Here is an 18,843-nt window from a genome sequence, read left to right as displayed (position 1 = left end):
GGAGCGCGGGGCCTCACCCCGGTGCCGCAGCGGCGGAATACCGTGGACCGCGGGCGACTTGAACCCCGCATGGCAACTCTTGGACTCATCGGAAGCGGCAACATCGGAAGCACCCTCGCGCGGCTCGCCGTGGACGCGGGGCTGGACGTGGTCCTCAGCAATTCCAGGGGACCGCAGACGCTGGACGCCCTGGTCGCCGAACTCGGTCCGCGGGCCCGGGCCGCCACTCCCGCGGAGGCGGCGGCCGCCGGCGACTGGGTCGTGGCCACCATCCCGCTCGGGAGCTACCGAGAGCTCCCCGCCGAGGCACTGGCGGGCAAGGTCGTGCTCGACACGCTCAACTACTACCCCCAGCGGGACGGGCTCTTCCCCGCCCTGGAGGCGGAGGAGGCCACCACCAGCGGGCTCGTCCAGGAACACCTGGCCGGGGCGCAGGTGGTCAAGGCGTTCAACAACATCTACTTCAAGCACCTGCTCGCCCTCGCCCGCCCGGCCGGCTCCCCCGACCGCTCGGCCCTGCCGATCGCCGGCGAGGACCCGGCCGCCCGCGCGTCCGCCACCCGCCTCCTCGACCTCCTCGGCTACGACGCGGTCGACGCGGGGGAGTTGGCCGAGAGCTGGCGCTTCCAGCGGGACACGCCCGTGTACGTCCTCCCGTACGCCGAGGACCCGGCCCGTCCGGGGGGCCTTGCCGAGGACCCCGGGACCGTTGCCGGCGCCGCGGCCGTCCGCACCGCCCTGGCCGAGGCCGTCCGGCCGGCGGGCTCCGCCGGATGAGGATCCCGACGGCCGGAGCCGCTGCCGCGGGCCCGGCCTGATCCGGAAGGGCCGGGGGTCCGCGCGACCGGCCTCGGGGCCGGCCTCGGGGCGGGTCGAACGGGTTCCTTCGGGGTGGCCTCGGGGTCTGGTCAGGGTGATCACCGATGGGCAACGCGCTCTGGACGGAGGAGCGTTGGTGTCAGAGCCCACCGAGTCGCCTTCTCCAGGAGCCAGCGATGAACGCACGCCCCCGCACCCTCCGCCGGATCGCCGTCACCGGCATCGCGCTGGCGGCCCTCGTGGTGAGTGCGGGCGCCCCGGCCGCACTGGCCGCGACCGCGGCCCACGCCGAGCGGGGTGCCGCCCACGACCCCGCCGCGCTGCGGGGCCTGTTGGCCTCACTGCCCGACGAGGTCTCCACGGGTGCCCTGGTGCGGCTGTCCGGCGCGGGGCTGCGCACACCATGGACCGGAACGGGCGGGCCGGTCGCCGCCGACGCGGACGTCCCGATCGGCAGCGTCACCAAGCTGTTCACGAACGTCCTGGTGCTGCGGCTCGCAGCCGAGCACCGGATCGGGATGGACGCGCCGGTGCGCCGCTACCTGCCCGACCTGATACCCGATGCCTACGCCGCGGTGACCGTGCGCCAGCTCATGGACCACACCGCCGACCTGCCGATGCTCACCAGTGAGTCCGCGGATCCGCGCACCATGGTGCTCGACACGTTCGCGGCGGACGCGGCCGCCCGCCCGGGCCGCACACCCGCACCGGGCACGGTCCAGCAGTACAACGGGACGAACACCTTCGTCGCCGGCCTGCTCGTGAAGCGGATATCCGGCCGGAGCTACGGGGAGGAGCTGCAGCGCCGCATCGTGCACCCCCTGGGGCTGCGCTCGACCCGGATGTCGGCGGACCCGCGGATGGCCAGGTTCTGGGCGGAGGGAGGCCTGGACTCCACCGCGGCCGACCTGGACCGCTTCATGGCGGCCCTGCTGGGCGGCCGGCTGCTGCCGCCCGCCCAGCAGCGGCACCTGTACGAGGTTCCGGACGTGCCCAACGCCAAGGGGAACAGCTGCCTGTCGCCGAGGGCCTGCTTCAGCGCGGCCGGCCTGATGCGCCACGAGACGGCCGGCGGCACGGTGGTCTGGGGCAAGACGGGCTCCGGCCCCGGCTGGTCGACCGGGGTGTTCGCCACGGAGAACGCCGGGCGGCGGCTGGTCTACGCCCACAACCCGAAGCCCGGCACCTCCAAGGACCAGCAGACAGGACGCGTGGTGGAGTTCGTGAACGCGGGCTTCACCGGCTTCACGGGCTCCGCAGGCTAGGGGGGTGTCCCTCAGGCCGTGCGGGAGAGGGCGTCGCGGACGGCCTCCTCGGAGCGGGCCACCACTGCCGTGCCGTCCTCGGCCGTGATGATCGGGCGCTGGATCAGCTTCGGGTGGGCCGCCAGGTGGCTGATCCAGGCCCCGCGGGCCTCCTCGGTCTCCTCGCGCGGCAGGTCCCGTACGCCGGTCTCCTTGGCCAGCGGGTCCGAGGTGCGGGTGATGTCCCAGGGCTCCAGACCCAGCCGGCCCAGCACCTCGCGGATCTCGGCCTCGGAGGGCACGTCCTCCAGGTAGCGGCGGACGGTGTACTCGGCGCCCTCCGCGTCCAGCAGGGTCAGTGCGCTACGGCACTTCGAGCAGGCGGGGTTGATCCAGATCTCCATGCCCGAAAGCTTAGCGAGGCGCTGCCTGGCCAGGTCCTTTGTCAGTGGTCGCCGGTAAAATTCAAGGAGAAGGACAGGACGCCAACTTGCCTTTGGGAGGCTGTAGATGGCCACTGCCATGACCCTGCACACCATCGGGCCCGTCAAGAAGAAGCCGCTGCCGGCGGGGCTGCCCCGCGAGTGGTACGAGAGCCACAACCGGCGGCTGAAGGCCATGCGGCTGGCCATATCGCTGCTCGACTCGGGCACGTATGACGCTCAGCGCGCCACCAACCGCAAGATCCGCACGATGGCCGTCCGGACGGGCATCCGCCGGCCGTCGAACGTCACCTGCAAGATGGTCCGCTCCTTCATCCGCGACGCCGGGTAACCGGGGAGCCGGGGCGGGCCGGGCCGGCCAGGGCTCAGCCCGCCCCGTGCGTACGGGGCGGCTCCGAGTCCGCCCGGAGCGGGGCGGGGGCCTCGACCTGCTGGTCGCGCGCCGCGCCCGGTGCGGCCTCCGCCTCCGCTCCGGCGAGGCCGAACACGATCGAACCGGTGATCAGGGCGACGGCTCCGGCCGCCGCGATGACCGCGGTGATCCGCTGGTTGTGCTTGTACGGTGCGTGCATCATGTGGGCCTCGGATTCCGTGCTCGAAGGGCTGGAAGACCCGAGCGAAACATGCGAATAGCCCCGAATGGGCGCTTGTCGCCGTTTGGTCATGTGATCAGTACGGCGTGGTCACCGCCCTGCTGGTGCTGTCCCCGTCCTGCTCCGCGGACGGGGACAGCACCAGCAGGGCCACGTCGTCGCGCGGTCCGCCCCCGGTGAAGGACCGCAAGTCCCGCCACACCGCCGGGGCCAGCCCCGCGGGATCGGTCGCCAGGACGGGCACGCGCGCGGCCAGCGGATAGAAGTTCCCGGCCACGTCCCGGGCCTCGGTCACCCCGTCCGTGTACAGCACGAGCCGGTCCCCGGGGGCGACCCGGAGCTCGGCCGGTTCCGCCGGGGTGGGACCGGCCAGGCCCAGGCCCAGGGGAGGCCCCGGGTCCACGTCGACCTCCGAGACCGTGAAACCCCGTAGCAGCAGGGGCGGGGGATGCCCGCACGACACGATGCGCACGAGGTCCAGCCCGGTCGGGAACTCCACCAGCACCACCGTCGCGAAGAGCTCCGCGTGCGCCACCGACTCGGCCGCCGCGTCCGCCAGCAGCCGCCGGTCCAGCCGGGCCGCCACCGTCGTGAGTTCCGCGTCGTCCAGGACCCCCTCCCGGAAGGCGCCGAGCAGCGAGGCCACGGTGCCGACGGCGGCCAGGCCGTGGCCCTGGACGTCGCCGACCAGCGCGCGCACGCCGTAGGGCCCGACCCGTACGTCGTACAGGTCGCCGCCTACCAGGGTGCCGATCTGGGCGGCCCGGTAGAGGCCCGCGCAGCCGACCGCACCGACCCGTTCGGGGACCGGCGGCAGGACCGCGAGCTGCGCCGCCTCCGCGACCGTGCGCACGCTCACCAGCTGGGCGTCGCGGCGTCTTCGGACCCAGGCGACGACCACGCTGAGCAGCCCGATCACCGCGACGGTCGCGAGGTCGGAGCCCTGGGCGTGGGCGATGCCGAGCGAGGGCAGGCCGACGAGGACCAGCACCACCGCGGCGAAGACGGCCGTCCCGGCGGCCCCGTAGGCGAAGGCGGCGACCGGGGGGAGCCCGGCCAGGAAGTAGCCCAGCTCGACGTCGCCCGGGGTGATGCGCTGGACGAACACCAGCACCACGAGGGCCACCGCGGGCGCGAGGCGGGCCCAGCGCGGCGGCGGTGTCCCGCGCAGCCAGCCCGGTTCCTCGCGTCGGCGTCTCACCCCTCCACCCTGATCCCGGCACCGGGGGCGCGCACGCCGGGTGGCTCCTTCCGGCGGTGCCCGCGACAGTGGTGGCGTGACGGAAGCGGATGGCGCGGCGGCGCAGAGCGCGGCGATCAGTACCCGGCTGAACTGGCTGCGCGCGGGGGTGCTCGGCGCGAACGACGGGATCATCTCCACGGCGGGCCTGGTGGTCGGCGTCGCCGGCGCCACGACCTCACGGGCGGCGATCCTGGCGGCGGGCGTCGCCGGGCTGCTGGCGGGCGCGCTGTCGATGGCGGCGGGGGAGTACGTGTCGGTCAGCTCCCAGCGGGACTCGGAGAAGGCGGCGCTGGACCTGGAGCGGCGGGAGCTGGAGGAGTCGCCGGAGGAGGAGCTGGAGGAGCTGACCGGGCTGCTGGTGGGCAGGGGGCTGAGCGAGCCGGTGGCGCGGGAGGCCGCGCAGCAGCTGACGGAGCGGGACGCGCTGCGGGCGCACGCCCGCGTGGAGCTGGGGATCAACCCCGACGAGCTGGCCAACCCCTGGCACGCGGCGGCGGCGAGCCTGGTGGCGTTCACGGTCGGGGCGCTGCTGCCGCTGCTGGCGATCGTGCTGCCGGGGGCGTCGGGGCGGGTCCCGGTGACCGTGGTCGCGGTGCTGCTCTCCCTGACCCTGTGCGGTGTGCTCAGCGCGAAGCTGGGCGGGGCGCCTCCCGCCCGGGCGGTCCTGCGCAACGTCGTCGGCGGCGCCCTGGCCATGGCGGTGACCTACGCGGTCGGCACCTGGCTGGGCGCAGCCACCTGAGGGCCCCGGGCCCGCTCCGCCCCCGCCCCGCCCGGGGCGGAGCCCCCGTGGGGGCCGGGGCGCTGCCAAGATGGGCGCATGCGTATCGCAGTCACCGGTGCCACCGGGCTCATCGGCAGCGCCCTCGGGCGGTCACTGAAGGCCGACGGACACGAGGTCGTGCGCTTCGTGCGGCGCGAACCCGCCGGGCCCGGCGAGGCGCGGTGGGACCCCGCGCGGGGGTACGTGGACCCGGCCGGACTCGCCGGCTGCGGAGCCGTCGTGCACCTCGCCGGCGCCGGGGTCGGCGACCACCGCTGGACGGCCGCCTACAAGCGGGAGATCCGCGACAGCAGGGTGAAGGGCACGGCCGCCGTCGCCGCGGCCGTCGCCGCCATGGAGGAGCCGCCCGCGACGCTCGTCTGCGGTTCCGCCGTCGGGTACTACGGGGACACGGGCGACCGGATGGTCGACGAGGACGCCCCGGCGGGGGAGGGGTTCCTCTCCGAGGTCTGCGTCGCCTGGGAGGCCGCCGCCGCGCCCGCCCGGGAGGCCGGGATCCGGACCGTGTACGCCCGTACCGGACTGGTCGTCTCCGCCGAGGGCGGGGCCTGGGGGAAGCTGTTCCCGATCTTCAAGGCCGGGATCGGCGGCCGCCTCGGCAACGGCCGCCAGTACTGGTCGTACATCTCCATGCACGACGAGATCGCCGCCCTGCGGCACATCCTCGACACGCCCGCCCTGTCGGGGCCGGTGAACCTGACCGCCCCGGAGCCCCTGACCAACCGCGAGGTCACCGCCGCCATGGGCCGCGTCCTGCACCGCCCGGCGGTGTGCGCCGTGCCCGCGCCGGTCATGTGCGCGGTGCTCGGGGAGTTCGCCCAGGACGTGCTGGGCAGTCAGCGGGTGCGCCCCGCCCGGCTGCTGGACTCCGGGTTCGTCTTCCGGTACCCGGGGATCGAGGAGTCGATCAGGGCCGCACTGGAGGCCTGAAACGCCCCGGAGCTCTGGGGGAGCGCCCGGCGCACACTTCGAGGCGCAGTTACGCCGAATGCGACCGTCGTGCGACCGGAGTTGACCGCATCACCCGTAATGGTCCGACCAACTCGGGTTCCGCTGGACTCCGTTGGGGGAAGGAGGTTCCCCACACAGCCGGGCCGACCTCGGGGAGGGGCACGTGCTCAACAGCGCACACGCACACCATGCGGACGTGGTCATCGTAGGAGCGGGAGTCTCCGGACTCGCGGCAGCGCACCACCTGATCGCGGCCGGGGTCACGGTCATCGTCCTGGAGGGCGCGGCCGATGCCGGCGGCCGGATGGCCACCGAGACCGTGGACGGCTTCCGGCTCGACCGGATCGGCCAGCTCCTCAACACCGCCTACACCGAACCGGCCCGCACCCCGGGCCTGGAAGGCCTGGTCCTCAAGACCTTCGCTCCCGGCGCCCTCGTCCACAGCGACGGCAAGGCGCTGCGCGCCGGCGCCCTCACCCCCGCCCGGGCCCTGACCAGCGGCTCCCTCGACCAGGCCCGGATCGGCGCGGCGCTCGCCCGCCTCGCCGCCCTGCCCGAGGAACGCCTGCTGGCCCGCCCCGAGCGCACCGCGCACGCGGCCCTGAGCTCCAGCCGCCTCGGTACGACGCTGCGCCCGCTCCTCGCCGCGCTCCTGCGCGACCCCGGACTCTCCAGCTCCAGCCGGGTCGCCGACCTGGCCCTGCGCACCTTCGCCCGCGGCCGCCTCGCCGTACCCGAGGGCGGCGCCGCCACCCTGCCCGGACTGCTCGCCGCCGCGCTGCCGCCCGGCACCGTACGCACCGGGGTCCGGGTCCGCTCCGTCGCCACCAACCTGGTCACCACCGAGGAACACGGAGACTTCAGCTGCCGCTCCGCGGTCCTGGCCACCGGCGCCCGGGCCGCCGCCGAACTGCTCCCGGGCCTGCGCGTGCCCGCCTTCCACCAGGTGACCGTGATCCACCACGCCACCACCACCCCGCTCCCCTGGGACGGCTCGCTGCTCCTGGACGGGGACCCGGACTGGCCCGTCGCCCACACCGCCGTGATGAGCGCGGTCGACCCGACCCGGGCCCCCGCCGGCCGCAGCCTGGTCACCACCACCGTCCTCGGCCCGCCGCCGCCCACCCGCACGGTCGCCTCGCGGCTGGCCCGGCTCTACGAGACCGCGACCCGGGACTGGCAGCTGCTCGCCGTCCACCACACCCGCGAGGCCGTACCCGCCATGCCGCCGGGGCAGGACACCCGGCGCACCGTCAGGGTCCTGGCCGGGCTGTACGTGTGCGGCGACCACCGGGACACCAACACCGTCGAGGGAGCCCTGCGCTCCGCCCGCCGCGCCGCCGCCGCCGTCCTGCGCGACTTCGGCATCCCCGTCCCGACCGCCCCGCAGGCCACCCTCCCGCTGGCGGCCTGAGGCCCAGGACGCCCGAGGACCCCGGAGGGGCTGGTCCGCCCGCAGGGCGAAGATCAGCCCCTCCGGCGTTCGAGGAGCGGGGTCCGGGGCGGAGCCCCGGGAACGGACCCGCAGGGATTCCACGGCGCGGCCGCCCGCCGGGCCCCGCACCGCAGCCGACCCGCAGGGTCAGGACAGGGCAGCCACGCGGTCCCGGTACCCGCGCACCGCGGACGCGTCCCGGTACGGCTCCAGCCGCCGCTCGAAGTCCCGTACGTACTCCACCGCCCGCACCGACCGCATCTCCATCGCCTGCTGCGCCGCCTCCGCGCCCAGCGCGCACGCCTGGTCCAGCTCGCCCAGCCCCAGCCGCGCCGTGGCCAGCACCACCCGGCAGAACAGCCGCGACCGCGCGTACGAGGGCGCCCGCAACTGCAGGGACCGCTCCGCGTGCTGCGCGGAGGCCCGGTACTGCTGCAGGTCCCGGTGGCAGTGGCCGAACTCGTCCGCGAGCTGCGCCTCGTCGAAGTCGCGTGCCCAGTGCGGCACGTCGTCCCCTGGCCGGGCCGCGCCCAGCGCCCGCTCGGCCCGCACCAGCGAGGCCGTCGACGCCCTGACCTCCCCGAGCACCGCGTGCCCGCGCGCCTCCGCCGCGTGCAGCAGCGCCTGCACCACCGGCGGCGGCCCGGAACCCACGCCCTGCTGCGCCACCCGGGCCAGCTGCACCGCCTCCCGGCCGTGGCCGAGGTAGACCGCCTGCCGGCTCATCGTGATCAGCACGTACGCCCCGTACGGCCGGTCCCCGGCGGCCTGGGCCAGCCGCAGCGCCTGGACGAAGTACCGCTGGGCGAGCCCGTGCGCGGCGATGTCGTACGAGGTCCAGCCCGCGAGCCGGGTCAGATCGGCGGCCGCGGAGAACAGCCGGCGCCCGGTGGTCTCCCCGTAGGTGCCGCGCAGCATCGGCTCGGCCTCGTGCTCCAGGTACCGCACCAGGGCCTGGCGGGCGTGGCCGCCCCCGTAGGCGTGGTCCAGGGTGCGGAACAGCTCGCCCACCGATCTGAGCGCCGCGATGTCACCGCCCGTGACCCGCTGCCCGGGACCGCGGTCGATCTGCCGCTGCCGGGGCACCGAGGCCCGCCCGGGCACGGCACGGCCCTGATCGAGGCGGCCCGGTTCCGGGCGGCCCTGCTCGGGAACGCGCGGGGCGGCCTGCTCCGCGCCCCGGCCGACCCGCTCGTCGGCCCGCCCGATCAGCCAGTCCCGGCTGGGCACGACCAGCCCGGCCGGGGTGAAGGCGATCTTGCGCAGTTCGGCGTGCGAACCGGAGTCCTTGCGCCACAGGCCGCTCGCGATGTCGACGGCCTCCTCGGGGGTGGCCGCGAACTCCAGCCCCGCGTACACCGGGGCGCACGCGTCCAGGCCCAGGTCCTGGGCCGACAGCCGCCGTCCCAGGCGCCGGGTGAACACCTCCGCGATCAGCGCCGGGGTGGTGCCGCGCGGCTGCTGCCCGCGCAGCCAGCGGGTCACGGAGGTCTTGTCGTACCGCAGATCGAGACCGTGCTCCAGCCCGAGCTGGTCGACGCGGCGGGCGAGCCCGGCGTTGGAGAACCCGGCCTCGGCGATCAGCGCCGAGAGCTGCCGGTTGGGGACGCGCTGGGCAGGTCGTTCCGTCATCGGCTCCACGGTCTCCTGACGTGACGGACCGGAGACCCGGCCCTGTGAACGGCGTGAATGTAGCGGCGAACCTCGCCCGTACCGCCCTCTCTGTCCCACATTCATCCGATCGTGTGCAGAACCGGTGGGTCTCTTTACGGACGGACCCCCTCCACCCGCGTACGCTGCGCCCCATGACCCGCCGGCCCACCGGGGACCCGCACCCCGGCAGCTGCGCGCGCCCCGACGGCGACGGCAGCCACGCAGAGTCCACGGCTGCCCCGCACGTGCCCGAGCTGACCGCGCCCGAGCTGACCGAGGCGGAGTGCCGGCGTTGCGGGACCTACATCGCGGGCCTCGACGGGCGCTACGCCTGCGGGGTCTGCGGCTGGGTGAACGACCACACCGAAGGGCACCGCCGGCTGCCCCGGGCGGACGAGGACCCGGACCTGCCCCCGAAGGGCCGCAGGAGGCCGAAACAGCTCCCCGGGACGGGCGGCTGACGGGGCCCGCGGGGGCCGCCGTACCCTTGCCTGGTGCGATAGGTGCACACAGCAAGTTCGTCGGCAGGTTCAACGAGGAGGCGCCGCGGTGGCTGAGCTTGGGTTTGTCCGCATGGGCTTCGGTCCGGAGGCCGTCGAGTACACGGTGGCCTGGGAAGAGCAGCGCCGGGTGCACGCGGCCCGCTTCGCGGACGAGATCGAGGACACCTGCCTGCTGCTGGAGCACCTGCCGGTCTACACGGCCGGCCGGCGCACCGCCGAGAGCGAGCGCCCGCTCGACGGCACGCCCGTCGTGGACGTGGACCGCGGCGGCAAGATCACCTGGCACGGCCCGGGCCAGCTGGTCGGCTACCCGATCATGAAGCTGCCCCGCCCGGTCGACGTGGTCGCCCACGTCCGCCGCCTGGAGGACGCGCTGATCCGCACGGCCGCCGAATTCGGCCTGGAGACCACCCGCGTCGAGGGACGCAGCGGCGTCTGGGTCCTCGGCGACCCGGTGGAGGAGCGCCCGAAGATCGGCGGTCTCTCGCTGGACTTCGACCCGCGGCTGCACGACGAGGAGTTCGACCCCCGGCTGAACGGCCCCGAGTACGCCCCGTCCAACGCCGGCCAGCGCCGCGAGGACCGCAAGCTCGCCGCGATCGGCATCCGGGTCGCCAAGGGCGTCACGATGCACGGCTTCGCGATCAATGTGAACCCCGACAGCACCTGGTTCGACCGGATCATCCCCTGCGGGATCCGGGACGCCGGTGTGACCTCGCTCTCGTACGAACTGGGCCGCGACATCACCATCGCCGAGGTGCTGCCGGTGGTCGAACGGCACCTGAAGGACGTGCTGGAGCAGGCGGAGCTGCGGCCGCGGGAGATAGAGACCGCCGCGACCTGATCCCCGGGGGACGCCGGGGAATGGGTCGGGCCGCCCGCAGGTTGGCCGACGTAAGAGCTATGAAATTACGGGCGTACCCTGGTGGGCGCCGAAGAATCGAAGTCACAGGGAGCCGGTCGTGTCCGCAGTCGCACCCGACGGACGCAAGATGCTGCGCCTAGAGGTCCGTAACGCCCAGACGCCCATCGAGCGCAAGCCCGAGTGGATCAAGACGCGGGCCAAGATGGGTCCCGAGTACACCAAGATGCAGGCCCTGGTGAAGGGCGAAGGACTGCACACGGTGTGCCAGGAAGCCGGCTGTCCGAACATCTACGAATGCTGGGAGGACCGCGAGGCCACCTTCCTCATCGGTGGCGACCAGTGCACCCGGCGCTGCGACTTCTGCCAGATCGACACGGGCAAGCCCGAGGCGCTGGACCGCGACGAGCCCCGCCGCGTCGGCGAGTCCGTCGTCACGATGGACCTGAACTACGCCACCATCACGGGCGTCGCGCGCGACGACCTGGTCGACGGCGGTGCCTGGCTCTACGCGGAGACCGTGCGCCAGATCCACCAGCAGACGGCGGAGCGCGCGGCCGGCCAGACCAAGGTCGAGCTGCTGGCCCCGGACTTCAACGCGGTCCCGGAGCTGCTCGAAGAGGTCTTCGCCTCCCGCCCCGAGGTCTTCGCCCACAACATCGAGACGGTGCCGCGCATCTTCAAGCGCATCCGCCCCGGCTTCCGCTACGAGCGCTCGCTCGACGTCATCCGGCAGGCCCGCGCCTACGGCCTCGTCACCAAGTCCAACCTGATCCTGGGCATGGGCGAGGAGCGCGAAGAGGTCTCGGAGGCGCTGAAGGACCTCCACGAGGCGGGCTGCGAGCTCATCACCATCACCCAGTACCTGCGGCCCTCGCCGCGCCACCACCCCGTCGAGCGCTGGGTGAAGCCGGCCGAGTTCGTGGAGCTGGCGAAGGAGGCCGAGGAGATCGGCTTCTCCGGAGTCATGTCCGGCCCGCTGGTCCGCTCCTCGTACCGCGCCGGACGCCTCTACCAGCAGGCGATGGAGAAGCGCGCGACCGTCTGAGTGACGCGTGGTGCGCAAGGTATGTGAACTCGCGCACAAAGTCTTACTTCCGGGTAACACCGCATCGATGCGGCCCCTAGGCTCTTGCTAGCGAGAGTCCGGTGGGCCGCATCAAGGTTTCATCACTGTTTGACCAGTCGGTCATGCCCTGGTAACACCAGTCAGTGACGATTGTTCGACGCACCGCACACACGCTTGGCCACCCCCGACGTGAGCACCGTGAAAGGGTCGACACCATGCAGGCCGCGCCCGTACGCGCCATCGCCATTCCTTCCTTCACCGACGCCGTCCGCGGCCTGGAATCGCTGCTCATGAGCGGTGCCCGCCGGAACGCCTGGACGGCCGTCCTCGAAGACCGCCGCAGGGCCAAGGACCGGGTCGAAACCGAGCACGTACTCGAGGCCGCGGCGACCCGGACCGAGAAGGCCACGTAAACTTCGCTGCATGGCGAGGAAGTCAAACGCAGAGACTGCTGCGAACCCCGGGCGACTGAAGCAGATCGCCCTGACGTACAAGATGACGCGCAAGGCCGACCCGAAGGTCGGTCTGATCGTCGCGGGCGTGGGAATCGTCACCTTTGGTGTCTTTCTTGCGATCGGCTTCCTGATCGACCACCCGGTCTACCTGGGCATCCTGGGCTTCCTGGTGGCGTTCCTGGCGATGGCGATCATCTTCGGACGGCGAGCCGAGACGGCCGCCTTCGGACAGATGGAGGGACAGCCGGGCGCGGCCGCGGCCGTACTGGACAACGTGGGCCGGGGCTGGACCACCACCCCCGCCGTCGCGATGAGCAAGCAGCAGGACATCGTCCACCGTGCCGTGGGCAAGGCCGGCGTGGTCCTGATCGCCGAGGGCAACCCGAACCGGGTGAAGCCGATGCTCGCGAACGAGAAGAAGAAGCTGGCCCGGATCATGCCCGACATCCCGGTCCACGACTTCATCGTGGGCAAGGGCGAGGGCGAGGTGCCGCTCAAGAAGGTCCGTACGACCCTGATGAAGCTGCCCCGCGTGCTCTCCGGCCCCCAGATCACCCAGGTCAACGACAAGCTGCGGGCCATGGGCGACCTGCTCAGCAACATGCCGATCCCGAAGGGCCCGATGCCCAAGGGGATGCGCATGCCGCGCGGCGGAAAGATGCGCTGATCCGCTTTTCGTATACGACACAGAGGGGCGCCCCGGGCCGATGGCCCGGGGCGCCCCTCTGTGTCGGTCGTGTCGGTTCCTTCTGCCGTCTCAGATCCTGACCTGCACGGCGCCGCTGAGGCGGTCGTGGAGGCCGCGGCCGTCGCGGTCCCAGACCAGGGCCGGGATCAGCAGGGCGAGCAGGGCGGTGCGGAGCAGGACCCGGCCGAATCCGAGCGGGCCGCCGTTCTGCGAGACGACACGGAGGCCCAGAATCCGCTTCCCGGGGGTGAAGCCCACCGTGCCGACCGTCAGGACCACCAGGGTGACGAAGACCGCCAGGGTCCAGTTCCCCGAGCCGTTCCAGTCACGGCCCGTGATCAGGCTGTACGCGATCAGCTGGCAGGCCAGCCAGTCGATGGCCACGGCGCCGAGCCGGCGGCCGAAACGAGCCACCGAGCCGGGCCCGTGCTGCGGCAGGCCGAGCTGCTTGCCGGGGTACCCGAAGTCGGCACCCATCTCCTCCGCGGCCTCGCGGGGGCCGGAGAGCCAGGATCCGATTGCTTGCCTCTTGTCCACGCCAACACGGTACCCGTGCCGTCTGACGCCGTTCCGACGGGACCCTGGTTAACTTGTGCGAAACAAATGGGTCATGCTTGAGAAACCCCGTCTGCTTATGGTCGGGTCAGCGTGCGGCACCGCACTGACGCACCACTAGCTATAAAACCCGCCCCTGCCCCGGGGCCGGGAGTAGGAGGAGTTGGATGTTCAAGAACGCCGACGAAGTGACGCAGTACATCCAGGAGAACGACGTCAAGTTCGTTGACGTCCGCTTCTGCGACCTGCCTGGTGTGATGCAGCACTTCACCATCCCGGGGCGGGCGTTCGACCCGAACGAGGAGCTCGCCTTCGACGGCTCCTCGATCCGCGGCTTCCAGGCGATCCACGAGTCCGACATGGCGCTGCGTGCCGACATCACCACCGCGCGCCTGGACCCGTTCCGCAAGGACAAGACGCTCAACATCAACTTCTTCATCCACGACCCGATCACGGGCGAGGCCTACAGCCGCGACCCGCGCAACGTCGCGAAGAAGGCCGAGGCGTACCTCGCCTCCACCGGCATCGCCGACACCGCGTTCTTCGGCCCCGAGGCCGAGTTCTACGTGTTCGACAGCGTGCGCTTCGCGACCTCCGCGAACGAGAGCTTCTACCACATCGACTCCGAGGCCGGTGCCTGGAACACGGGCTCCGAGGAGAACAACCGTGGTTACAAGGTCCGCTACAAGGGTGGTTACTTCCCCGTAGCCCCGGTCGACCACTTCGCCGACCTGCGCGCCGAGATCTCCCTCGAGCTGGACGCCCAGGGCCTCCAGGTCGAGCGTCAGCACCACGAGGTCGGCACCGGTGGCCAGGCCGAGATCAACTACAAGTTCAACACGCTGCTCGCCGCGGCCGACGACCTGATGCTCTTCAAGTACATCGTGAAGAACGTCGCGTGGAAGAACGGCAAGACCGCGACCTTCATGCCGAAGCCGATCTTCGGCGACAACGGCTCGGGCATGCACGTGCACCAGTCGCTGTGGGCGAACGGCGAGCCGCTGTTCTACGACGAGGCCGGCTACGCGGGCCTGTCGGACACCGCCCGCTACTACATCGGCGGCATCCTCAAGCACGCCCCGTCGCTGCTCGCCTTCACCAACCCGACGGTGAACTCGTACCACCGCCTGGTCCCGGGCTTCGAGGCGCCGGTCAACATGGTGTACTCGCAGCGCAACCGCTCCGCCGCGATGCGCATCCCGATCACCGGCTCGAACCCGAAGGCCAAGCGCGTCGAGTTCCGCGCCCCGGACCCGTCCTCGAACCCGTACCTGGCGTTCGCGGCGCTGCTCCTCGCGGGCCTCGACGGTGTGAAGAACAAGATCGAGCCGATGGAGCCGATCGACAAGGACCTCTACGAGCTCTCCCCGGACGAGCACGCGAGCGTCCCGCAGGTCCCGACCAGCCTCGAGGACGTCCTCAAGGCCCTCGAGGAGGACCACGAGTACCTCCTGGCCGGCGGTGTCTTCACCCCCGACCTGATCGAGACCTGGATCGACTACAAGCGCACCCACGAGATCGCCCCGATCGCGCAGCGCCCGCACCCGCACGAGTTCGAGCTCTACTTCGACCTCTAAGCCGTGCCGTGGTCGTGCTGACGCACTGATCGACCGAAGCCCCGCCCCCTTCCGTGAGAGGGGGGCGGGGCTTCTGCGTTGCGGCGCCGCGGCGCTAGCGTCGGGGCATGGATGACGTGTGGAAGACCATCGGGGCGCTCGCGGCGCGGTTCGACGAGCACGACCGGGAGCGCGGGGTGGCCCGGGAGGAGAGCGCGACCCTGCAGGTCCTCAAGATCGGCGAGGAGTTCGGTGAGGCGGCGCAGGCCGTCATCGGGGCCAGGGGGACCAATCCCCGCAAGGGCGACTCGCACACCTGGAGCGACGTGGAGGCGGAGGTCGCCGACGTCGTCATCACCGCGATGGTGGCCCTGGCGCGGATGCGGCCCGACGCTCCCGCCTTCCTCGCGGAGCACCTGAGGGCGAAGTCCGAGCGGTTCCTCTGAGGGGCGCCGCCGGCCGGGCCGGCGGGGCGGGCGGCTCAGGGCGTCAAGGGCGCCGCGTCAGGGGCATCGCGCCCGTGAGGTCGCGCAGGCAGCGGATCGCGAGTTCTGCGGGGGAGCCGGGGCCGGAGGGCGGGGCGTCCGTGGCCGACCAGAGTTCCAGGGCGATGCGGATCGCGTCCGTGGCCGCCGCGGCGAGGAGGCGTACGGCGAGGGGCTCGGCCTCCGGGCCGGCGAGCCGGGCCACGATCGGGACCAGGCGCTCCTCGGAGTCCTGGTTGACCCGGTACCAGACGGCCCGCAGCGCCTCGTCGGTCGCCGCGGCGCGCAGCAGGCCGCGGGTGACCTCCAGGCCCTCTTCGAGGGCCTGCGGGCCGGTGAGGGAGCGGGTGACGGCGCGTTCCAGGGCCTCGGTGAGCGGGGTGCCGGGGTCCTCCTCGGCGAGCAGGGCGCGCCAGGCGTCGCCCCCGCCGGCGAGCAGGGGGCCGACGGCCTCCTGCTTGTTGCGGAAGTAGCGGTAGAAGGTGCGCAGTGCGACGCCCGCCCGGTGGGCGATGTCCTCGGCGGTGGTGCCGTCGGGGCCGTGCTCGGCGAAGAGTTCGCAGGCGGCGCGGGCGATGTCGAGCTGGGTGGCCGCCTTGCGGCGCTCGTTCAGCGACTGGGCTCCGGGGCCGGCCTGGGGAGAGTACGGACGAGGGGATCTCACCGGGGAAGGATACCTCGGACCCGTGCATCAATTACATGTTTTGACAGTCTGGCAAAACGTGTCATCCCGGGAGTACGCTCGTCCCCATGAACCGTTACGAAGGACGTCGCGTCCTCATCACCGGCGGTGGCTCCGGCATCGGCCAGGCCACCGTCCACCGCATCCTGTCCGAGGGCGGCCGCGTCCACACCGTGGACGTCAACGAGGCCGGTCTCAAGGCCACCGCCGACCAGGCGGCCGCCGACGGGCACGCGGACCGCCTCACCACCGCGGTCCTCGACATATCCGACGAGGCCGCGGTCAAGGCGGGCATCGCCGCCGCCGTGGACTCCCTCACCGGGATCGACGTACTGGTCAACGCCGCGGGCATCCTGCGCTCCGCGCACACCCACGCGACCACGCTCGAATTCTGGAACAAGATCATCTCGGTGAACCTGACCGGTACCTTCCTGGTCATCCGGGAGTCGCTCCCCGCGCTGCTGGCGGGCGACCAGCCGGTCGTCGTCAACTTCAGCTCCACCTCGGCGTCCTTCGCGCACCCCTACATGTCCGCCTACGCGGCCAGCAAGGGCGGCATCCAGTCCATGACCCACGCGCTCGCCGCCGAGTACAGCAAGCAGGGTCTGCGCTTCGTCGCCGTCGCGCCGGGCTCCATCGAGAGCGGCATGACCACCGGCACCGGCCCCGGCCTGCCCGAGGACACCGACTGGAGCCTGTTCGCCAAGCTCGCCCCGGCCCTCGGCCAGGGCTTCGCCGGCCCGCAGACGGTCGCCGGCGTCGTCGCCATGCTGGGCTCCGAGGACGGCGCCTTCATCACCGGTACGGAGATCCGCATCGACGGCGGCACGCACTACTGAGCAGGTGGGGCGTCAGCCCCTGAAGCGGTCCCACAGCCGGGGGAAGCGCTCCGCGAGCACGGCTTCGTTCTCGAAGTCGAGCGCGGCGCCCTCCGGCTCGGCCGCTTGCAGCGGGATCCCCAGATCCGGCGCGACCGCCCCGGTCAGCTGCTCGTACGCCTCGTCCGCGGCGTACCCCAGCTCCTCGCCGTCCCCGTCGATGTCCTCGTCGAACTCGCCGAGGAGCTCCGCCAGCTGGTCGGGATCGTGCACCCCGCCCTCGAAGACCTCCCGCCCCTGGCCGATCAGCCAGCACCGGAAGTAGTCGAACGCGTCGTCGCTGGCCCCGTCGAGCAGCACCCACGCCGCGCCCCACAGGTCCCAGGTGTACGCCCGGTTGTACCGCGACTCGAAGTGCCGGGCGAAGTCCAGGACGGAGTCCGGGTCGAGCTGCGCCAGCCGCTCCACGAGCAGCTCGGCGTGTTCCTCGGGGTCGCCTTCGGCGGCCTCGCGGGTACGGTCGACCATCTCCCAGAACTCCGTCTCGTCCATCACCGCTCAAGCATCACGGGTACGCCCCCGTGCCGCCACCGCGCGTGCCGCGAAAGGCCGGTCCGTGCCCCCGCACGGCCGCATACTCGGACCGGAACCGGCGCACGCGACCGCGCCGGGCCGGGAGAATCCGAGAGGGCCGAGGGAAGGGGCACGCGGATGCGGGGGGAATTACTCGGGGGCCGGTACCGGCTCGGGGAGCGCCTCGGCGGGGGAGGCATGGGCGAGGTCTGGGCCGCCGAGGACGTGAGGATGCGCCGGCCGGTCGCCGCCAAACTCGTCGACGCCGTGCCGGGCCGGTACGCGGACCAGGTCGAGCGGCGCTTCGTCCACGAGGTGCGCTCCGCGGCCAACCTCCCGCACCGGCACACCGTGACCGTCCACGACTGCGGAGAGGACGTCGTGGCGGGCCGCCGGACCCTCTACCTGGTCATGGAGCACGTCGACGGCCGGGACCTGCGGGCCGTCTTCCACTCCGGCCCGCGCCCCGCCTGGTACGAGGTCGTGGACTGGGCCGCCCAGATCGGCTCCGCGCTCGCCGCCGCGCACGGGCGCGGCATCCTGCACCGGGACATCAAGCCGCAGAACGCCATGCTCACCGGCGAGGGCGTCGTCAAGGTGCTGGACTTCGGCCTCGCCAAGATCCTCCGTGAGAGCCTGCGCCTCGGCGAGCTCACCGCCTCCGGCACCGCGCTGGGGACGCTCCCCTACATGTCCCCCGAGCAGTGCCGCGGAGACCGGGGGATCGACCACCGCACCGACCTCTACAGCCTCGGCTGCCTGCTCTACGAGGGCTTCACCGGCCGGCCGCCCTTCACGGACCCGGCCCCGCACGTCCTGCTCCGGCAGCAGCTCTACGAGGCTCCGCCCCCGCTCACCGCCCGGAACGCGCCCGGCGTCCCGCCCGGCATGGCGGACCTGGTGGCGAGCCTGCTCGCCAAGGACCCCGCGCGGCGTCCGCCGGACGCCGCCACCGTGGTGGCCCGGCTGCGCGCGCACCTCCCCGGCGCGGGTGCGGAGCCGGGCACGCAGCCCCGTACGGCCCGGGCCGAGGAGGAGGCCGCGGAGCTGCTGCGCAGGACCGAGCGGGAGGTCGGGGAGGTGCGCGCCCGTATCGAGCGAGACGTCCGGCACGTGCGCGAGCAGGCCGCCGAGGACGTGACCCGGGCCCGGGCGGCCGCCCGGAAACTGCTCGAAGAGACCCGGGCAGCCGCGCGTACCGTGCTGGACGATGCCAAGGCCCGGGCCGACGCCATCGTGCGGGAGGCGGAGGTGGAATCCCGGCGCCTGCTCGACGAGGCCCGGGCGCGCGCCGACGGGCTCGCGCCCGCTCCGGCCCGGCAGGATCCGTAGCAGGAGGAAGGGGCCCGAGGAAAGCGGAAGGCGGCCCGCTCCCGAAGGAGCGGACCGCCTCACGGTCGTTCAGTGCACCGGCCGTCCGGGCCGCCAGGGC

The 18,843-nt window shown here is 72.8% G+C and carries 22 protein-coding genes; 15 read left to right on the top strand and 7 right to left on the bottom strand.

Features of this window, described 5'->3' with window-relative positions; all coding sequences use genetic code 11:
* Positions 1–69 precede the first annotated feature (69 nt).
* Both ACZ60J_RS14910 and ACZ60J_RS14905 read left to right on the top strand, forming a co-directional pair.
* Positions 70–777, top strand: coding sequence for an NADPH-dependent F420 reductase (locus tag ACZ60J_RS14910; protein ID WP_469681991.1), 708 nt, complete (start codon positions 70–72; stop codon positions 775–777).
* A gap of 218 nt (positions 778–995) precedes the next feature.
* A complete protein-coding gene (locus ACZ60J_RS14905) occupies positions 996–2,084 on the top strand; it encodes a serine hydrolase domain-containing protein (protein WP_469681989.1) in 1,089 nt (362 codons plus the stop codon).
* A gap of 11 nt (positions 2,085–2,095) precedes the next feature.
* Here ACZ60J_RS14905 and ACZ60J_RS14900 read toward each other — a convergent pair whose 3' ends face one another.
* Positions 2,096–2,467, bottom strand: a complete 372-nt coding sequence (locus ACZ60J_RS14900; protein WP_407839484.1) for an ArsC/Spx/MgsR family protein — start codon at positions 2,465–2,467, stop codon at positions 2,096–2,098.
* Between the two features lie 106 nt (positions 2,468–2,573).
* On the opposite strand from ACZ60J_RS14900, the gene ACZ60J_RS14895 reads away from it, so the two are divergent.
* Positions 2,574–2,837, top strand: a complete 264-nt coding sequence (locus ACZ60J_RS14895; RefSeq protein ID WP_254383401.1) for a hypothetical protein — start codon at positions 2,574–2,576, stop codon at positions 2,835–2,837.
* 34 nt (positions 2,838–2,871) lie between these two features.
* On the opposite strand, the gene ACZ60J_RS14890 is transcribed toward ACZ60J_RS14895, so the two are convergent.
* Positions 2,872–3,081, bottom strand: coding sequence for a hypothetical protein (locus ACZ60J_RS14890; protein WP_469681987.1), 210 nt, complete (start codon positions 3,079–3,081; stop codon positions 2,872–2,874).
* 94 nt (positions 3,082–3,175) lie between these two features.
* On the bottom strand, positions 3,176–4,300 hold the full coding sequence (locus ACZ60J_RS14885; protein WP_469681985.1) for a PP2C family protein-serine/threonine phosphatase: 1,125 nt from the start codon (positions 4,298–4,300) through the stop codon (positions 3,176–3,178).
* A gap of 76 nt (positions 4,301–4,376) precedes the next feature.
* Between ACZ60J_RS14885 and ACZ60J_RS14880 the strand changes: the two genes are divergently transcribed.
* The 3 genes from ACZ60J_RS14880 to ACZ60J_RS14870 all read left to right on the top strand — a co-directional run bounded on the left by ACZ60J_RS14880 (position 4,377) and on the right by ACZ60J_RS14870 (position 7,491).
* On the top strand, positions 4,377–5,084 hold the full coding sequence (locus ACZ60J_RS14880; protein WP_469681983.1) for a VIT1/CCC1 transporter family protein: 708 nt from the start codon (positions 4,377–4,379) through the stop codon (positions 5,082–5,084).
* Positions 5,085–5,162: 78 nt separating this feature from the next.
* Positions 5,163–6,056, top strand: coding sequence for a TIGR01777 family oxidoreductase (locus ACZ60J_RS14875; protein WP_469681981.1), 894 nt, complete (start codon positions 5,163–5,165; stop codon positions 6,054–6,056).
* Positions 6,057–6,240: 184 nt separating this feature from the next.
* Positions 6,241–7,491 (top strand): FAD-dependent oxidoreductase, encoded by a 1,251-nt coding sequence (locus ACZ60J_RS14870; protein WP_469681979.1) that lies wholly within the window; start codon positions 6,241–6,243, stop codon positions 7,489–7,491.
* Positions 7,492–7,659: 168 nt separating this feature from the next.
* Here ACZ60J_RS14870 and ACZ60J_RS14865 read toward each other — a convergent pair whose 3' ends face one another.
* Positions 7,660–9,144, bottom strand: a complete 1,485-nt coding sequence (locus tag ACZ60J_RS14865) for a regulator (protein WP_469681977.1) — start codon at positions 9,142–9,144, stop codon at positions 7,660–7,662.
* Between the two features lie 173 nt (positions 9,145–9,317).
* Between ACZ60J_RS14865 and ACZ60J_RS14860 the strand changes: the two genes are divergently transcribed.
* From ACZ60J_RS14860 to ACZ60J_RS14840, 5 genes are all read left to right on the top strand, one after another.
* Positions 9,318–9,626 carry a hypothetical protein gene (locus ACZ60J_RS14860; RefSeq protein WP_469681975.1) on the top strand — a complete coding sequence of 103 codons (309 nt, stop codon included), beginning with the start codon at positions 9,318–9,320 and terminating at the stop codon, positions 9,624–9,626.
* Positions 9,627–9,714: 88 nt separating this feature from the next.
* Entirely contained in the window at positions 9,715–10,512 is a 798-nt protein-coding gene (gene lipB, locus ACZ60J_RS14855) for a lipoyl(octanoyl) transferase LipB (protein WP_469681973.1), read from the top strand.
* Between the two features lie 118 nt (positions 10,513–10,630).
* The gene (lipA, locus tag ACZ60J_RS14850) at positions 10,631–11,578 is read left to right on the top strand and encodes a lipoyl synthase (RefSeq protein WP_469681971.1); all 948 of its coding nucleotides are present in this window, start codon (positions 10,631–10,633) and stop codon (positions 11,576–11,578) included.
* 236 nt (positions 11,579–11,814) lie between these two features.
* The gene (locus ACZ60J_RS14845) at positions 11,815–12,012 is read left to right on the top strand and encodes an SCO2195 family GlnR-regulated protein (protein WP_250743563.1); all 198 of its coding nucleotides are present in this window, start codon (positions 11,815–11,817) and stop codon (positions 12,010–12,012) included.
* 10 nt (positions 12,013–12,022) lie between these two features.
* Positions 12,023–12,721 (top strand): DUF4191 domain-containing protein, encoded by a 699-nt coding sequence (locus ACZ60J_RS14840; protein ID WP_250743562.1) that lies wholly within the window; start codon positions 12,023–12,025, stop codon positions 12,719–12,721.
* A gap of 90 nt (positions 12,722–12,811) precedes the next feature.
* Here ACZ60J_RS14840 and ACZ60J_RS14835 read toward each other — a convergent pair whose 3' ends face one another.
* Entirely contained in the window at positions 12,812–13,279 is a 468-nt protein-coding gene (locus ACZ60J_RS14835; RefSeq protein ID WP_469681968.1) for an RDD family protein, read from the bottom strand.
* Positions 13,280–13,464: 185 nt separating this feature from the next.
* On the opposite strand from ACZ60J_RS14835, the gene glnA reads away from it, so the two are divergent.
* Both glnA and ACZ60J_RS14825 read left to right on the top strand, forming a co-directional pair.
* Positions 13,465–14,874 carry a type I glutamate--ammonia ligase gene (glnA, locus tag ACZ60J_RS14830; protein ID WP_469681966.1) on the top strand — a complete coding sequence of 470 codons (1,410 nt, stop codon included), beginning with the start codon at positions 13,465–13,467 and terminating at the stop codon, positions 14,872–14,874.
* Positions 14,875–14,981: 107 nt separating this feature from the next.
* Positions 14,982–15,299, top strand: coding sequence for a MazG-like family protein (locus ACZ60J_RS14825; RefSeq protein WP_469681964.1), 318 nt, complete (start codon positions 14,982–14,984; stop codon positions 15,297–15,299).
* 43 nt (positions 15,300–15,342) lie between these two features.
* Here ACZ60J_RS14825 and ACZ60J_RS14820 read toward each other — a convergent pair whose 3' ends face one another.
* Positions 15,343–16,002 (bottom strand): TetR/AcrR family transcriptional regulator, encoded by a 660-nt coding sequence (locus tag ACZ60J_RS14820; protein WP_469681962.1) that lies wholly within the window; start codon positions 16,000–16,002, stop codon positions 15,343–15,345.
* 86 nt (positions 16,003–16,088) lie between these two features.
* Between ACZ60J_RS14820 and ACZ60J_RS14815 the strand changes: the two genes are divergently transcribed.
* Positions 16,089–16,859, top strand: a complete 771-nt coding sequence (locus ACZ60J_RS14815; protein WP_469681960.1) for an SDR family NAD(P)-dependent oxidoreductase — start codon at positions 16,089–16,091, stop codon at positions 16,857–16,859.
* 12 nt (positions 16,860–16,871) lie between these two features.
* Here ACZ60J_RS14815 and ACZ60J_RS14810 read toward each other — a convergent pair whose 3' ends face one another.
* Positions 16,872–17,390 (bottom strand): DUF4240 domain-containing protein, encoded by a 519-nt coding sequence (locus tag ACZ60J_RS14810; RefSeq protein ID WP_469682439.1) that lies wholly within the window; start codon positions 17,388–17,390, stop codon positions 16,872–16,874.
* 159 nt (positions 17,391–17,549) lie between these two features.
* Between ACZ60J_RS14810 and ACZ60J_RS14805 the strand changes: the two genes are divergently transcribed.
* A complete protein-coding gene (locus ACZ60J_RS14805) occupies positions 17,550–18,743 on the top strand; it encodes a protein kinase domain-containing protein (RefSeq protein WP_469681958.1) in 1,194 nt (397 codons plus the stop codon).
* Positions 18,744–18,843: the final 100 nt, after the last annotated feature.

Source organism: Streptomyces sp. NPDC104226 (assembly GCF_055584085.1).
This window is presented reverse-complemented; position numbering and strand designations above follow the sequence as displayed.